General features: G+C 62.3%; 13 protein-coding genes and 6 tRNA genes. 10 read left to right on the top strand and 9 right to left on the bottom strand.

The genetic code is table 11. The annotated features are described in order from the left end of the window. Nucleotides 1-153 precede the first annotated feature (153 nt). Genes M1D88_RS10135 through M1D88_RS10120 form a run of 4 tightly spaced genes read left to right on the top strand, consistent with a single transcriptional unit; the run spans nucleotide 154 to nucleotide 6,023 of the window. Nucleotides 154-2,268 (top strand): hydantoinase/oxoprolinase family protein, encoded by a 2,115-nt coding sequence (locus tag M1D88_RS10135; RefSeq protein ID WP_458114369.1) that lies wholly within the window; start codon nucleotides 154-156, stop codon nucleotides 2,266-2,268. Further along, on the top strand, nucleotides 2,261-4,498 hold the full coding sequence (locus tag M1D88_RS10130) for a hydantoinase B/oxoprolinase family protein (protein ID WP_458114368.1): 2,238 nt from the start codon (nucleotides 2,261-2,263) through the stop codon (nucleotides 4,496-4,498). Before M1D88_RS10135 ends, M1D88_RS10130 begins: the two co-directional genes overlap by 8 nt. Continuing rightward, entirely contained in the window at nucleotides 4,495-5,181 is a 687-nt protein-coding gene (locus M1D88_RS10125) for an RraA family protein (protein WP_458114367.1), read from the top strand. The genes M1D88_RS10130 and M1D88_RS10125 overlap by 4 nt, the downstream gene beginning before the upstream one ends. Beyond that, nucleotides 5,178-6,023 (top strand): fumarylacetoacetate hydrolase family protein, encoded by an 846-nt coding sequence (locus tag M1D88_RS10120; protein WP_458114366.1) that lies wholly within the window; start codon nucleotides 5,178-5,180, stop codon nucleotides 6,021-6,023. The genes M1D88_RS10125 and M1D88_RS10120 overlap by 4 nt, the downstream gene beginning before the upstream one ends. A gap of 29 nt (nucleotides 6,024-6,052) precedes the next feature. Here M1D88_RS10120 and ybaK read toward each other — a convergent pair whose 3' ends face one another. The 3 genes from ybaK to M1D88_RS10105 are packed head-to-tail and all read right to left on the bottom strand — an operon-like array spanning nucleotide 6,053 to nucleotide 8,016. Next, complete coding sequence (gene ybaK / locus M1D88_RS10115; protein WP_458114365.1) at nucleotides 6,053-6,547, bottom strand: Cys-tRNA(Pro) deacylase; 495 nt, start codon at nucleotides 6,545-6,547, stop codon at nucleotides 6,053-6,055. 14 nt (nucleotides 6,548-6,561) lie between these two features. Then, nucleotides 6,562-7,023, bottom strand: a complete 462-nt coding sequence (locus M1D88_RS10110) for a SufE family protein (protein WP_458114364.1) — start codon at nucleotides 7,021-7,023, stop codon at nucleotides 6,562-6,564. 51 nt (nucleotides 7,024-7,074) lie between these two features. Further along, on the bottom strand, nucleotides 7,075-8,016 hold the full coding sequence (locus M1D88_RS10105) for a sulfurtransferase (RefSeq protein ID WP_458114363.1): 942 nt from the start codon (nucleotides 8,014-8,016) through the stop codon (nucleotides 7,075-7,077). Nucleotides 8,017-8,222: 206 nt separating this feature from the next. On the opposite strand from M1D88_RS10105, the gene zapE reads away from it, so the two are divergent. Further along, on the top strand, nucleotides 8,223-9,260 hold the full coding sequence (gene zapE / locus M1D88_RS10100; protein ID WP_458114362.1) for a cell division protein ZapE: 1,038 nt from the start codon (nucleotides 8,223-8,225) through the stop codon (nucleotides 9,258-9,260). A gap of 90 nt (nucleotides 9,261-9,350) precedes the next feature. Here the strand turns inward: zapE and M1D88_RS10095 are convergent, their stop codons facing one another. The 6 genes from M1D88_RS10095 to M1D88_RS10070 form a co-directional block, all read right to left on the bottom strand. Further along, nucleotides 9,351-9,620 (bottom strand): antitoxin, encoded by a 270-nt coding sequence (locus M1D88_RS10095; RefSeq protein ID WP_458114361.1) that lies wholly within the window; start codon nucleotides 9,618-9,620, stop codon nucleotides 9,351-9,353. A gap of 133 nt (nucleotides 9,621-9,753) precedes the next feature. Further along, nucleotides 9,754-9,825 (bottom strand) — tRNA-Val (locus tag M1D88_RS10090). Between the two features lie 32 nt (nucleotides 9,826-9,857). After that, a tRNA-Gly gene (locus M1D88_RS10085) sits at nucleotides 9,858-9,930 on the bottom strand. 55 nt (nucleotides 9,931-9,985) lie between these two features. Next, nucleotides 9,986-10,060: transfer RNA gene (locus M1D88_RS10080), tRNA-Val, on the bottom strand. A gap of 40 nt (nucleotides 10,061-10,100) precedes the next feature. Continuing rightward, a tRNA-Cys gene (locus tag M1D88_RS10075) sits at nucleotides 10,101-10,171 on the bottom strand. 46 nt (nucleotides 10,172-10,217) lie between these two features. Continuing rightward, nucleotides 10,218-10,290, bottom strand: a tRNA-Gly gene (locus M1D88_RS10070). A gap of 262 nt (nucleotides 10,291-10,552) precedes the next feature. Here M1D88_RS10070 and M1D88_RS10065 point away from each other — a divergent pair. From M1D88_RS10065 to M1D88_RS10045, 5 genes are all read left to right on the top strand, one after another. Next, nucleotides 10,553-10,624: transfer RNA gene (locus M1D88_RS10065), tRNA-Val, on the top strand. 117 nt (nucleotides 10,625-10,741) lie between these two features. Then, nucleotides 10,742-11,608 (top strand): cytochrome, encoded by an 867-nt coding sequence (locus tag M1D88_RS10060; RefSeq protein WP_458114360.1) that lies wholly within the window; start codon nucleotides 10,742-10,744, stop codon nucleotides 11,606-11,608. 84 nt (nucleotides 11,609-11,692) lie between these two features. Then, on the top strand, nucleotides 11,693-12,262 hold the full coding sequence (def, locus tag M1D88_RS10055; protein WP_458114359.1) for a peptide deformylase: 570 nt from the start codon (nucleotides 11,693-11,695) through the stop codon (nucleotides 12,260-12,262). Then, nucleotides 12,259-13,179: a methionyl-tRNA formyltransferase gene (gene fmt, locus M1D88_RS10050; RefSeq protein WP_458114358.1), complete on the top strand. Its 921-nt coding sequence runs from the start codon at nucleotides 12,259-12,261 to the stop codon at nucleotides 13,177-13,179. Before def ends, fmt begins: the two co-directional genes overlap by 4 nt. Further along, nucleotides 13,176-14,780 carry an RsmB/NOP family class I SAM-dependent RNA methyltransferase gene (locus M1D88_RS10045; protein ID WP_458114357.1) on the top strand — a complete coding sequence of 535 codons (1,605 nt, stop codon included), beginning with the start codon at nucleotides 13,176-13,178 and terminating at the stop codon, nucleotides 14,778-14,780. The genes fmt and M1D88_RS10045 overlap by 4 nt, the downstream gene beginning before the upstream one ends. Nucleotides 14,781-14,838: the final 58 nt, after the last annotated feature.

Raw genomic sequence — 14,838 nt, 5'->3', positions numbered from 1 at the left:
CTCTCTCTTTCGCCCAACTTCATTCGCATTCACCACATCCAAATGTACTGCTGCCAGGGATCTTGACCCCTGGGGTTCTTCGTTTGTATATTAGCGCAAACGATTGTGCACTATGGAAGATCCAGTCCTTGGGGTAGTCACGGAGGAAGCAAAATGCCTTTCGTTATCGGGGTCGACATCGGCGGAACATTTACCGACGTCGTCGTTCTTGATCGAACAACCCAGTGCGAAGTGATCGCGAAGTCGCCCACCACGCCGCTGGACCTGATGGAAGGGCTGCTCGACGGCGTAACGAGGGCTGCGGAACAGTTCGGGCTTTCATTGACCGAGCTGCTGTCAGAGACCGAGCGCTTCTCGCATGCAACCACACAGACTACGAATGTGATGTTTACCTGGCAGCAGGGTGCAGTGGTCGGCCTTCTGGCCACGAGGGGCTTCGGGGACGAAATCCTCATTATGCGCGCACGAGGCCGCGTGGCAGGGCTTGGGCTCACCGAACGCCGCCACTTGCGGGCGACTGATAAACCGCGTCAGATCGTCACGCGGGAAAGGATCGCTGAACTTCCCGAACGGGTAGACCGGTCGGGGCGGGTTATCGAGCCTCTTCGGAGGGAGGATGTAGAGTCCGGCGTCCGGAGCCTCCTTGCCCAAGGAGTCACGTCGTTCGCGGTCACGCTGCTTTGGAGCCATCAAAGGCCCGCGCATGAGCAGCTGGTGCGCGAGGTGATCCGTGACTTAGCGCCGGACGCGCACGTCTCATTGTCGAGTGAGATCTCACCGGTTACGGGGGAATACGAACGCACATCGACAACGGTGGTTAATGCATTCATTGCGCCGACCCTGGAGAAGTACCTTGAGCGACTGAACCAGCGCCTCACGGCGGAAGGCCTGCGCGTTCCCATTCTCATTTTCCAGGCCGGGGGAGGAGTGAGTGATATCCCGTCTGTTCTCCCTGTGAGCACCATTGAGTCCGGGCCCGCCGGTGGAATGGTTGCTGTGCAGAAGCTGGCGGCTGCGATGAAGCAGGAGCGCGTCATCGCGACAGACGTGGGTGGTACTACCTTCAAGGTTGGCCTCATTGTTGATGGCCGATGGTCGATGGCCCCGGAAACCATCATCAACCAATACACGCTGCTCTCGCCCATGATCGACGTCGTGTCCATCGGTGCCGGCGGTGGAAGTATCGCCTGGGAAGACGCCGGGCGCTTGAGGATCGGTCCGGAGTCTGCAGGGGCATCACCTGGGCCGGCTTGTTACGGCTGGGGAGGTATGAGGCCAACGGTCACCGATGCGGACGCCGTGCTCGGCTACCTTGACCCCACACGGTTCCTGGAGGGGCGGATCCAGTTGCGGCTCGATCTGGCTGAGACCGCAATCAAGGACTACATCGCCGATCCACTCTTCGACGGGGACGTTGTGGCGGCAGCGGCAGGGATCCGGCAAGTAGTGGACTCGCAGATGGGGGATCTCATCCGCAAGGCAACACTTGAGCGGGGTTATGACCCCCGTCAGTTCGTACTGGCAGCGTATGGCGGAGCGGGACCTGTGCACGCGGCGTCTTATGCCAGGGCAGCCGGAGTGTCCCGCTTGGTGATTCCGCTCAGTGCGACTGCCTTCTCCGCCTATGGGGTGGTGATCTCGGACACCATTCGCACCGTTCAGCGGTCCATCAGCACCGAGGCCGGACGCGACGACGAGGTACTGGCCAGAAGCTTCCAAGACGTCGCTGAGAACGCCATCGCCGCGCTCAACGCCCAAGGCGTCGCCACCGAGCGGATCAGCATCACACGGTGGGCGGATATGCGCTACGAACGGCAACTGCATGATGTCCGCGTGCATCTTCACGGAAACGGAGCAGCCGGTGGCTCAATCGTGGATGCCTTCACCAAAGCCTTCGGCGAGCGCTATGAAGTGTTGTTCGGGAAGACGGCCCGGCTAAAGGATGCGGTGCCTCGTATTCTCCGGATAGGAGTCGATGCAACTGCCGCCAGCGGGATCGAGGTGGGGCAAGAGGGGTCCGCTCCTGTCATAACGCAGCTGGACACTCCGATGCACCGCCGTGACGTCTACTGGCCTGAGGCGGGTGGCTGGATATCCACTGCCGTCTACTCCGGCAACCAATTGGAGATTGGCCACGACTTTTCGGGACCGGCAATCATCGAACAACCGGGTACCAGCGTCGCAGTTCCCCCAGGAGCGACTGCGCAGGTCGACGAGCTGCGCAACCTGATTATTTCTCTCGAGGCTGCAGGAGAAACTGATGACTGAAAAAATTGACCCGGTGCTGTTCGAGGTGGTGTGGCACCGTTTGCTTGATATCACCGAGGAAATGGGCATCAAGTACATGCGCACCTCCGGGTCGCCGATCCTGGTCGGCGCCTATGATGCCAGCACGGGCATCACGTTGCCCGACGGGAAGCTGGTTGCCATGGGCCCGTACATCTCGACCCAGGCCCACGTGCTAAGGCTCATCGTGGGCTCAGTCATCAAGCAACGCGAGCAGCATCCAGGCATCAACCCGGGGGATATGTTCATCTGCAATGACCCGTACCTGGGTGCCACGCACCAACCGGATGTCGCCACTGTCGCTCCGGTCCACCATTCCGGAGAGCTTCTTGCCTGGGTGGGTTCGTCCGGCCACTGGCTCGACATTGGCGGCAGCGAACCCGGGGGATTCAACATGACCGCCAGGTCGGTTTTCGACGAGGGGCTCCGCCTTCCGCCGACGAAGATCGTTGAAGCCCACGAGATTCGGGAGGACATCGTCGACCTCATCATGGCCCAGGTGCGCGAACCCTTAGCCGAACTGGACCTACGGGGGCAGCTTGTGGCCAATGAGGTCGGGCGCACGCGATTGCTGGAGGTTGCCGACGAGGTAGGGCCCTCTGTCGTTAATGAGGTAATGCGTCGCGGCATCGGCCACGTTGCCCGGCGGATGCGTTCCCGTCTGCGGTCGCTGCCGGACGGTCAGTGGCGCGAGGTGCAGTATCTGGACCACGACGGGCATAGGCAAAACGTCCGTAAGATCGTTTGCACCCTGACAAAGACAGGCGACCAGCTGACCCTGGACTTTGCAGGCTCCGACGCGCAGGTCGAGGGCTTTGCCAACACTGCGTTCGGAGGGCTTCGGGCGGCCGTCTTATCCGGCGTCTGCATCGCGCTCGGATACGACCTGACATGGAATGACGGCGCCGCCGACTGTGTCGAGATCAAGGCCCCGCCCCGAACCATCGTGACTGCCGAATTCCCCACGCCGGTGTCGATGTCCACCATCTCCGCAATCATCGTGACGTTGAATCTCGTGCTCGTCGTGTTGTCCCGAATGCTTCTAGCCAGCCCAAAGCACCACGAGCAAGCCATGGCCAGCTGGTGTGCGACCTCGCTTGGCGTCTCCATGGTGGGAGTCAACCGGGACGGAACGTTCACTGTCGCCCCGGAAGCAAGCCACTTTGCCGCCGGAACAGGGGCAAGAACATATGCGGATGGAGTCGATACCGGCGGGATCATCATCAACACCACCGCGAACATCCCCTCGATTGAGGCGACGGAGGACGCCTACCCGCTTTTGTACCTGTTCCGTCGCCAACTGACTGATTCGGGCGGAGCCGGCCGCTTCCGGGGTGGAGTGTCAGGCGAGGTTGCGATTGTTCCCTACGAGGCAAAGGGCCCGCTGTCGACATCTTTTGCCGGAGTCGGATCGCTGACCCCCAACGCCATCGGAGTGGCCGGCGGGCTGCCCGGCGCCACCGTACGCTACCTTCGGTTCCTCGACGCCGCCAGGCTGGACCAGGGGACGGAAAACACCGGTCTCGTCGGCACGCTTGAGCAGATCGACGGTGAACGGACGGTTGGCCCGCTGAACAGTTCGAAGATCGAATTCGGTCCAAACACTGTCGAGTATCACAACTGGCAAGGCGGAGGCGGATTCGGAGATCCGCTGGACCGGGATCCGGACAAAGTGCTCAAGGACGTTCGAACGGGGCTTGTCTCCGCGGATGAGGCAGCCAGGACCTACGGCGTTGTCCTGACAGCCGGAAGAACCCTCGAGCTGGACCGCGAGCAGACCGACGTCACGCGACAGGGACTCCGAAAGCAGCGTCTGGGCAGGGCCGTGCCCTTTGTTGAGAAGCATCCGCTCCCGGGGGTGCAATCGATGCCCGCCAGTGATCCCGAGAGTGCTGTTGAACGTGAGGCGGTGCACTACTGGGACATTGTTGCCATCGATCACGGGACGGACACCATGGCTTGTGTCAGATGTGGCACCACTCTCGGCCCGGCCGCTGCCGACTTGCGGCACGGCTGCGTTTGCGAAGAAGTGCCCGCATCTGTGATCGGCCCCATTCGTGGAGAGGACTACGTCGAGGGGGACGAGGTCATGGTTGCCATCCGGTCGTTCTATTGTCCGGGTTGCGGGCGGCGGCTTGAAGCAGACCTCGTCGTCCCCGGCGGCCCCGGTCCCTCCTCCAACATTTTCCGTGGAGGGGTGATGAGCGCATGAGTGAGGGCACCATGGCAGAGGAGTGGCTCGCCTTCGGCACGCCTGCAATCTCCGACAGCAATGGGCGCCAAGGGGTGCTGTCCTCCCGCATCCGTCCCCAAACGGTCAGCGGACTTGTTGGCCGTGCTTTTTGTGTGCGGGTAGTGGTGGGGGACAGCGGTTCCCTGCACCAGGCCCTCGAGGTTGTGCCCTCGGGATCCGTGCTGGTTGTGGATGCCGGCGGTTTCGCTGACCGTGCAGTATGGGGAGAGGTTCTGACCGTTGCTGCTCAACATCGCGGAGTGGTGGGGGCTGTTATAGACGGGGCCGTCCGTGATGTCGCTGCAATCCGTCGACGTGGCTTTCCGGTCTACAGCGCAGCGATCTCTGCCGCCGGGCCGCACAAGGCATGTGGGGGCACCTGGGGCGCAGGCGTTTCGTGCGGGGGAGTCAGTGTGAACACAGGCGACCTCGTAGTGGCTGACGAGGACGGCGTGGTTGTCGTGCCGTGGGAGCTGCGGGAAACCGTTGCGGCCTCCACCCGCGCCACCCTCAAACGTGAACAGAGTCTCATGGCACAGATCCTGGACGGCCTCAGTACGGCCGAGTTCTTCGGCCTGAGGCCTGGCCACGTCACTAAGGAAGACGCTGCTGTAACCAAGGGAAGTACAGCAAGCGCCGCCCAGTCAGGAGAAACAAGATGAGAATTGCACGGACAATGTTCGACGGCGGCCCCGAGTTTATCGTCAGCGATGAGTCGAGCACATGGACGCCTCTGACCTCGCTCGGACTAAGCTACCCGGACACACGGGCACTCATTGAAGACATCAACAATGTACACAGCAGGTTGGCCGGCACAACGCCCACCCTCGAGGTGGCCCAGGAAGAGCTTCTCAACCCCGTCGTTCGTCCCGGCAAGATTCTGGCCGTTGGCCTCAACTACGCAAGCCACGCTCAGGAGACGGGAGCCGTTCCGCCCGAGAAGCCCCTAATTTTCGCGAAGTACTCCAGTTCGCTCAATGGACCTTTCGCTGATGTCGTCATCGGTCCGCGGGTAACGGATCAGGCCGATTATGAAGCCGAACTGGCGGTCATCATCGGCAGGCCGGCGAAGCGGGTCAGCCGCGAGGATGCCGCTTCCCACGTTTTTGCCTATGCAGTGGCCAACGACGTATCCTCCCGTGACGCTCAGAAGTCAGACGGGCAGTTCTCCCGCTCGAAGAGTGCCGACACGTTCTGCCCGATCGGCCCGTGGTTGACGACGGCAGAAGAGATTCCCGATCCCTACAACCTGAGTGTCACTTCCACCGTGAACGGGGAGGCCCGGCAGACTGGTTCCACCGCCGACATGATCTTCAACATCAGTGAGCTGATTTTCTATCTGGCGACCACCATCACTCTCGAAACCGGTGACGTGATTCTTACTGGCACACCACCCGGTGTCGGCCTCGGATTCAAGCCTCCCCGTTTCCTCCAACCCGGGGACGTTGTGGAATGCGGCATCACGGGGCTCGGCACCATCCGCAACAGGTTCGTCGTCGATTAGAGGACCGGGACCAACCATCGCAGGTACCCTTACCTGACCGTCCTGATTCGTGCGGAGATGGCTCCGGTGAGCCGGATCAGGTCGTGGGGATTCAGCTCGATGTCCAGGCCCCGCCGGCCACCGGAGATGAGCACTGTTTCCTGTTCCAACGCGCTGTCGTCAACCACGGTGCGGGCCGCCTGGCGCTGTCCCAGGGGTGAAATCCCGCCCAGTACATAACCAGTACGGCGTTCGGCGACGGCGGCATCGGCCATGGCGGCCTTTTTGCCCCCCAGTGATGCGGCCATCGCCTTCAGATCCAGATTGCCGCTGACGGGAACCACTCCCACGGCCAGCTGCCCGTCGACGTCGACCATGAGGGTCTTGAACACCTTGGCCGGGTCAATGCCCAGCACCTCGGCGGCTTCCATACCGTAGCTCGCCGTGGCGGGATCGTGATGGTACGGATGCAACACAAAAGCAACACCGGCCGCAGTTAAAGCAGCTGTGGCCGGTGTTCCTTGTGAAGCCTGTTTTTTTGCCATCCGCTGGTGCGGGCTCAGCCTTGGAAGCGGGCTGAGGCCGCAACTTTACGTTTGATGCGGCCCAGCATTGCCGTCATGCCCCTCATCCGCAACGGGGTAATGGCGCGCGTGAGTCCCAGTAGCTCCGGCATGTCATCCGGTATGGCCAGGATTTCCTGAGCGGACAAACCATCAAGTCCCTCATGGAGGACACCGGCGAATCCCCGAGTGGTGGGAGCTTCCGGTGGCGCCTTAAAGTACAGCCGGACGCTGTCCGGAGCACCGCCGTCGCCCTTTTCCGTCTCGATTGTCAGGAACAACGGTGACTGGCACTCCACCACCTGTTCGAGCAGTTCAGGGTGGTCCTTGAGATGCTCGGGCAGTTCCGGAAGTCCACGTGAGAACTCCAGGAGCAGCTGGAGCCGCTCAGGTTCGGTGAGGGCCTGGAAATCATCAACAATTTCCGCAAGGGTGGCGGGGAGGGAATCGGTATTCATCAGTTCCAGCTTACGCAGTATTTGCAGGGGAGTGGTGTGGGCTTTCCCCGGCTAGTTCGACGCCTCTGCCGTTGCCGGCCGTGAAGAAGGAACAGTGCCGCGGTCTGCACCCTTGACGATCGGAACGCGGACAGCGTTCCCCCATTCAGTCCACGACCCGTCGTAGTTGCGTACGGTGTCAAACCCAAGAAGGTACTTGAGGGCAAACCAGGTGTGGCTGGAACGCTCGCCAATACGGCAGTAGGCCACGACGTCGTCGCCCGGGGTCAGACCTGCTTCTCCGAGATACAGCGCTTCGAGTTCTTCGCGGCTGCGGTAGGTGCCGTCCGGTGCAGCTGCCCGGGCCCAGGGAATGGAAGCCGCGGTGGGGATGTGCCCGCCGCGGAGCGCACCCTCTTCAGGGTAGGCAGGCATGTGCGTGCGCTGCCCGGTGTACTCCTCAGGGGAGCGGACATCGATCAGCGGCTTGCCCAAGTGGGCGAGCACGTCCTCCTTGAAGGCGCGGATGGGGGCGTCATTGCGCTCCACTACGGGGTAGTTGCCCGGAGCCGGGGAAGGTACGTCCGTGCTGAGTTCACGGCCTTCTGCGATCCACTTGTCGCGGCCGCCGTCCAGCAGGCGAACATCCTCGTGGCCGAACAGGGTGAAGACCCACAGGGCGTACGCTGCCCACCAGTTTGATTTGTCCCCGTAAATCACCACAGTGCTGTCCCGGGAAATACCCTTGGCTGCAGCGAGGGCAGCGAAGGCCTCGCCTTCCACGTAATCCCGGGTGACTTCGTCGTTCAGGTCGGTGTGCCAGTCGATCTTCACGGCGCCCGGAATGTGACCGGTTTCGTAAAGAAGGACGTCTTCGTCGGACTCCACTACGACAAGCCCGCCGTCACCCACGGCTCCGGACTCGATGGCCGCGGCGAGCCATTCGGTGGATACGAGCCGCTCCGGGTGGACATAGCCGGAAAATTTCTCGTTCTGTTCAACGGGGTAGGGCATTCTGATGGCCTTTCATTGAAAACGGTCAGTGGGTCCTGGCCGGGCACGGGTTGTCACGGCAGCCGGACCTGCTCCAACACTAGCCACGCCCCCGGACTATTGCTTCCCTCCGTTAACACAGGGACATATGGCCTTCATCACGTGGCGGCTGCCGTCAGGCCGATACCGGTATTCTTTCTGGGGACAGACCAGCAGAACGGACCACCTTGGTACAGATCGAACAGCTCGCCGCGCGCACTCCGGCGGTTTCCGTGGATGACCTCCTTAAGGGGTTTTATCCTTCGCCACGATTCGGCGCGGTCTCCTTCGGCAGCTACCGCCCCGATCCTTCCCAGCCAAGCCAGGCGGCAGCGGTCCGAGCCCTTGAAGGTTTCGCAACCGGCGTCGGCGCGCGCGACGGCGACGGCCTCTTCAAACGGCTCTTTGGCAAAAAGGACACCTCCCGCGCCGGGATCTACCTGGACGGCGGATTCGGTGTCGGCAAGACGCACCTCCTGGCGTCCCTCTGGCACGCGACGCCAGGCCCGAAAGCCTTTGGCACATTTGTTGAGTACACCAACCTCGTGGGAGCGCTGTCCTTCCGCAAGACCGTTGAAGCGCTCAGCCACTACAAGCTCGTCTGCATCGACGAATTCGAGCTGGATGATCCGGGCGATACCGTCCTCATGTCGCGGCTGATGCGGGAGTTGGCGGACGCCGGCGTCAAGCTCGCAGCGACGTCCAACACGCTTCCCGGTTCCTTGGGTGACGGGCGCTTCGCCGCCGTCGACTTCCAACGCGAGATCCAGGTTCTGGCCGATCAGTTCGACGTGGTGAGGATCGACGGCGAGGACTTCCGCCACCGCGGTCTGCCGGCGGCGCCGCTGCCTTTGCGTAATGACGAACTGAACCATCACATGAAGGCAGAGTTCGACGGCAAGACTGTGGCCAGGGATGACTTCAAGACCCTGATTGCCCACCTGGCCGGCGTCCACCCGAGCCGCTACCGGCAATTGATTGACGGAATCGACGGAGTGGTGTGGCGCGATGTGGACACCATCACTGAACAGGCAGTTGCCCTGCGGTTCGTGGTCCTGGCTGACCGGCTGTATGACAAGGACGTCCCCATCCTGGCCAGCGGTGTTCCGTTCGACCGCCTCTTCACCGAGGAAATGATGACCGGCGGTTACATGAAGAAGTACTTCAGGGCAGTCTCACGCCTGACAGCCCTGGCCCGCGAGGGTCAAAACCACGAGCCTTCGTGAAGGCTGTGCCTTCCTAGGCCCTGTTAAGCGCCGAAGGTGCCGGCGCCGCCTCTCGGCGGGACCGACACCTCGCTGACGTACCTAGTTGGGTCAGAGGCCCTGCTGCCGGGGTTCCCCGGCTACAGGTGGCTCACCGTCGACGTGGGGATCATCAGCTGCAGGCGCCGCGTTGGGCGTCCCGTTAGCTTTGTCCACGAGGCCGGCTGCACCTTGCTGGACGGAATCGATTTTGTCGGCGTACTTGCCACCGGTCTTGGTATCGATGAAGTCACCGGCTTTGCCGATGCCGTCCTTGATGGCTTCTTCCTTGCCACCAATAAGTTGCTGAGCCTTGCCCTTTAGATCGTCAAGTAATCCCACGGGCACCTCCCTTCAGTCGCGGAGCCAGATCGCTCCTGGCCTTTCGATCCTAACCGGGGAGTATGGAGGTGCCAACCGTTTGGGGGTGTTTTAACAGCAAAAAAAGCAGCTCCGGGGGAGCTGCTTTCGTGGGTGGGCGATACTGGGATCGAACCAGTGACCTCTTCCGTGTCAGGGAAGCGCGCTACCGCTGCGCCAATCGCCCGCGCAAAGATAACGCGGTTTAAAAGAAAAGAGAGCGGACGACGAGATTCGAACTCGCGACATCCACCTTGGCAAGGTGGTGCTCTACCAGCTGAGCTACGTCCGCACATGTAGATCGTTACGCCTCAGAGGCGTTCTACAACAAGCAAAATGAATTGCTCTGGTGGGCGATACTGGGATCGAACCAGTGACCTCTTCCGTGTCAGGGAAGCGCGCTACCGCTGCGCCAATCGCCCATTGCCATCCAGCCTGAACCGGAAACCATGGTTTTCACCGAGGTGGGTACGGGATTCGAACCCGTGTATACGGCTTTGCAGGCCGCTGCCTCGCCTCTCGGCCAACCCACCGTGTTAGCACGGTTCCGAAGAACCCTTGCCGTGACAGTGTCCTGCGAGCGGACGACGAGATTCGAACTCGCGACATCCACCTTGGCAAGGTGGTGCTCTACCAGCTGAGCTACGTCCGCAGTTTGGAGGGTTGATTCCGTGCCCTGACGGGCATTTCCTCGCGTTCCAACGAGTAAAAACTCTATAGGAGGTTCAAGGATTCTCCAAATCGCTTTCCCGCCCACTGACATGAACCCCGCTGCTTCCTTGATTTCTAGGGGTTTTGGCTAATTACAGCGGTGTAATTCCCGCTGCTTTTGGCGCAGTCCGGAAGTGGGATAATGGTGTCAGGCAGCCGATTTCTATAATCGACCGGACTGGGCTAGCATTCAAAGGCATCAGGGGCGATTGGCGCAGTGGTAGCGCGCTTCGTTCACACCGAAGAGGTCACTGGTTCGAACCCAGTATCGCCCACCCCGAAGGCCCGTTCCGTTATTGCAACGGAGCGGGTCTTTTTGTGTTTCTTACTTGTGGTCCAGACGGTTTCAGTGAGCTGGACTTCCTGTCGGTCCTTTGTGAAAGAGTTGAGATATGACCGCTCCACTGCTTGCCCACGCCACGGATTATGGCCGCATGTACGCCCGTTCCACTACCGCGGACTTCTCTGTTCCATCCATCACCACCGTCATAGGGCAACAGCCTCATGGCCTGGATGGATGGTTCGGCTATATGGGTGCGAGCAGCCTTGCCAGCGACCCCCTGCTCCCGGGCATTCTGGGCAGTCCGGCGCAAGTAAGGCAGGCGGTCAACAGGGCCGCCAAGGCAGCGGAGGCCTACCGCGATGTTGCAGCGAAACGTGGTGACCGTGTTCATGACTACTGCGAGCAGGTGGCCCTGAGGGCGCTGGGCAAGCCGCACCGCATGAAGGAAACGCGCGAGGCCCTGGCGGCCAACGGCGAGGAAGCCTTTGCCGCCCGGTTTGATGAATGGTGGGAGCTGTACCGCGTTGAGCCCATCGCTCCGGAGATCACAGTCTGGAACCAAACAGTGGGCTATGCAGGAACCCTGGATCTGGTGGCCCGCATCAACGGCCGGACCTGCCTCATCGACTACAAAACCAAAGGCACCACCAGGGATGGAACGGTCAAGCCCCTGGACGACAAAGTGGTGATGCAGCTGGTGGCGGGAATGAAGGCCGAAGAGAGCCTCGTAGACCCTGTAGCCGGCGAATGGGAACCCTGGAAGCACGGAGAAGCACCCGTGCTCCTGGCCGTGGCCCTGGGCGAGACCGAAGTGCGTCCCTCGAGGGCCAACCCCGAGGTCCTTAAGCATCACTGGTGGAAGTTCTGTGCTCTCCGGCGTGTTTGGGAAATGGCCGCCGACACGGGAAGCGCCGGAAGTGCGCTGCTGCCTGTTGCCCCGCCGGTGTCCCACCAGCCAGCCACACCACTGCCTTAGCCGACACCTCGTGCCCCTCCTGACAGATGCTGCATCTAAACTGGATGGGATCCCGTACCTCTCCACCGTGAGGAAAGACTGCCCATGGCCATTCTGAACATCCGTATCATCGGGGATCCTGTGCTCCGCACCGTGGCCGATCCCGTGACGGACTTCGGACCGGAGCTGGAAAAACTGGTCGCTGACATGGTCGAAACCATGGAGGATGTTGACGGTGCAGGACTCGCGGCTCCGCAGGTCGGAGTAAGCCTCCGCGTTTTCACCTACCGGATCGGCGGGGTTGAAGGGCACATCATCAACCCGGTGCTGGAAAACAGTGACGACTTCCAGGAGGACGAAGTGGAAGGTTGCCTGTCCATTCCCGGGCTTGGATTCCCCGTCCGCCGTCGTCGGGCCACCAAGGCATCAGGCGTAGACCTGAACGGCAACCCGGTCAGCGTGGAGGCTGACGGCATGCTCGCCCGCTGCTTCCAGCACGAGACTGACCACCTCGACGGCGTCCTTTTTACGGACCGTCTTGAGGGAGAGGACCGCAAGGCTGCCCTTCGCGCCATCCGCGCCGCCAACTACCACTCCGTTGCGGAACAAACCACCGCGAAGCGGGCACGGACTGTCGGTTCCAGCTTTGGCATCGGTTCCGGAACAGCCGGATGAGGGTTCTCTTTGCTGGAACACCAGCGGTCGCAGTGCCTTCCCTGGATGCTTTGCTTGGTGCCGGGTTTGACGTCGTCGCCGTGCTCACGCGACCCGACGCACCCCTTGGCCGCAAGCGCGTGCTGACCCCCTCTCCGGTCGCAGCCCGGGCCGCGGAACTCGGAATTGACGTGATTCACGCAGCAAAGGTGGATGCTGAAGTCACCGCCAGGATCGCGGACCTGAAACCCGAGGTGGCGGCTATCGTGGCCTACGGCGGGCTCATACCCCGCGCGGCTCTTGACGTCCCGCAACACGGCTGGATCAATCTGCATTTCTCGTTGCTGCCGGCCTGGCGTGGTGCCGCACCGGTCCAGCACGCTGTCATCGCCGGTGATGACGTGACCGGGGCCGTGACCTTTCTTCTGGAAGAGGGCCTGGACACGGGTCCCGTTTTTGGCACGCTCACCGAAAAGGTACACGACGACGACACCTCCGGCGAGCTGCTGGAGCGGTTATCGCACAGCGGAGCCGTTCTCCTCGCCCAGACTCTCTCGGCAGTGGAAGCCGGCGCCGCTGCTGCCGTGCCCCAGAGCGGCGAGGTCTCGCTGGCACCCAAGCTCACCATTGACGACGCCCGCCTCGATTGGCATCAGCCCGCTCTCGCGGTTGGCCGGCGTGCCCGGGGCGTGACTCCTGAGCCGGGAGCCTGGACAACATTTGAGGGCCAGCGTCTGAAGCTGGAGCCAGTGATTCTCCGCCCGGATACCCTTGACCTGGAACCGGGCCGCGTCGCCCTGAGGGAAAAGGCTGTGCTGGTAGGAACAGCCTCACACGCTGTGGAATTAACGAGGATCCAACCCTCGGGCAAGAAAATGATGGCCGCCGCTGATTGGGTGCGCGGACAGACTTCAGTGGAAAGCATGGTGTTCGAATGAGCGGGTCCGGCACAGGCGGCAACGGCCGTGGCCAGCGCAGCGGTGGGCAACGGAGTGGTGGGCAGCGGAGTAGCGGCGCCGGCGGCAGCCAGCGGAACGCGCAGGGCCGGGAACGTAACCGGACATCGCAGCGCAGTTTTACTGAAAACGCACCTTCCCAGCGCACGCGCCGTGCCGATCCCGCCCGCCTGGTGGCTTTTGAAGTGCTCCGGGCCGTTGCGTCCGAGGACGCCTATGCAAACCTTGTCCTCCCCGCCCGCATCCGGCACCATGGGCTGGACAGGCGCGACGCGGGTTTTGCCACCGAGCTCAGCTATGGCGCCCTCCGCGGTCAGGGGACTTACGACGCCGTTTTGGCCCGCTGCGTTGACCGTCCCCTCGACCAGCTCGATCCGGCAATCCTCGATGCCCTTCGGATCGGAGCCCATCAGCTGTTGGCGATGCGTGTCCCTGCGCACGCTGCCCTGGATCAGACAGTCGGCCTTGCCCGCGCTGTTATCGGAGCCGGGCCGTCCGCACTGATCAATGCGGTGCTGCGGAAGGTTTCTGCCCGCAGCCTTGATGAATGGCTTGAGGAGCTCCTTCGGGACGAGACCGACGAAACCGCCATTGCGTCAGTCCGCCATGCCCATCCGGAGTGGATCGTCAGGGCATTGCGGCAATCTTTGGTGGCGCACGGCCGGCCGGTAACGGAAATCACCGGGCTGCTTGAAGCGGACAACGCGGCTCCTGTGGTCAACCTTGTGGCATTGCCCGGCTTGGGGAGCCTCGACGAAGCGCTGGAGAATGGTGCGATACCCGGTGAGCTTGTTGAGGACTCGGCACTTTCCAGCGGAGGAGACCTAGGCAGGCTGGCATCCATCCGGGAAGGCAGCACCAGGGTCCAGGACGCAGGTTCCCAATTGGTTGCCCGTGCGCTGGCCGCCGTCGATCTTCAGGGGAATCGTCGAGGCGCAGGCCGGGACATTGCTGGGCACGCTGGTTCCGCCAGCGCCGGAGAGGCTGAACTCTGGCTGGACCTCTGCGCAGGACCCGGCGGAAAGGCAGCCCTGCTGGGAGCCCTCGCCAACCAGAGGGGTGCACGCTTGCTGGCCAACGAGCCCCTGCCGCACCGGGCCAAGCTGGTCCGCCAGGCATTGTCGATTGTGCCGGACGACGTGTGGGAAGTCCGCACCGGCGACGGCCGGGAGCTCGGCAGCGAACAGCCCGAGACGTTCGACCGCATCCTCGTGGATGTTCCCTGCAGCGGTTTGGGAGCCCTGCGCCGCCGTCCGGAATCACGCTGGCGCCGTTCTCCGAAAGACCTCGCAGACCTGGGCCCCCTGCAGAGGGATTTGCTCAAGTCGGCTTTGGCTGCGGTCCGGCCCGGCGGAGTGGTGGCGTACGTGACCTGCTCCCCGCACCCCGCCGAAACCACCGCCGTGGTCAGCGATGCCCTCCGCAAGCGTGATGACCTTGAATTGCTGGATGCCGGAGCTGTGCTGGACAACGTGAGCCTGACCGGGCACTTGGAGGCCGGGCATGAGGGGACGGCGCAGTTGTGGCCTCACCTCCATGCCACTGACGCAATGTTCCTTGCCCTGATCCGGAAGAAGCCCTGACACCGGGATTGCCAGGCATCATCCATCCCGCAAGCACCTTCAACTGAAAAACGCCGGC

The organism is Arthrobacter sp. R1-13 (assembly GCF_054161475.1).
Note: the sequence above shows the minus strand (reverse complement) of the source record. Positions and strands in the feature narration are given on the sequence as shown.

Excerpts from the sequence above, each read along its gene's own strand:
- M1D88_RS10135 (WP_458114369.1), top strand. The coding sequence starts at position 154 with ATGCCTTTCGTTATCGGGGTCGACATCGGCGGAACATTTACCGACGTC.
- M1D88_RS10130 (WP_458114368.1), top strand. The coding sequence starts at position 2,261 with ATGACTGAAAAAATTGACCCGGTGCTGTTCGAGGTGGTGTGGCACCGT.
- M1D88_RS10125 (WP_458114367.1), top strand. The coding sequence starts at position 4,495 with ATGAGTGAGGGCACCATGGCAGAGGAGTGGCTCGCCTTCGGCACGCCT.
- M1D88_RS10120 (WP_458114366.1), top strand. The coding sequence starts at position 5,178 with ATGAGAATTGCACGGACAATGTTCGACGGCGGCCCCGAGTTTATCGTC.
- ybaK (WP_458114365.1), bottom strand. The coding sequence starts at position 6,547 with ATGGCAAAAAAACAGGCTTCACAAGGAACACCGGCCACAGCTGCTTTA.
- M1D88_RS10110 (WP_458114364.1), bottom strand. The coding sequence starts at position 7,023 with ATGAATACCGATTCCCTCCCCGCCACCCTTGCGGAAATTGTTGATGAT.
- M1D88_RS10105 (WP_458114363.1), bottom strand. The coding sequence starts at position 8,016 with ATGCCCTACCCCGTTGAACAGAACGAGAAATTTTCCGGCTATGTCCAC.
- M1D88_RS10060 (WP_458114360.1), top strand. The coding sequence starts at position 10,742 with ATGACCGCTCCACTGCTTGCCCACGCCACGGATTATGGCCGCATGTAC.
- def (WP_458114359.1), top strand. The coding sequence starts at position 11,693 with ATGGCCATTCTGAACATCCGTATCATCGGGGATCCTGTGCTCCGCACC.
- fmt (WP_458114358.1), top strand. The coding sequence starts at position 12,259 with ATGAGGGTTCTCTTTGCTGGAACACCAGCGGTCGCAGTGCCTTCCCTG.
- M1D88_RS10045 (WP_458114357.1), top strand. The coding sequence starts at position 13,176 with ATGAGCGGGTCCGGCACAGGCGGCAACGGCCGTGGCCAGCGCAGCGGT.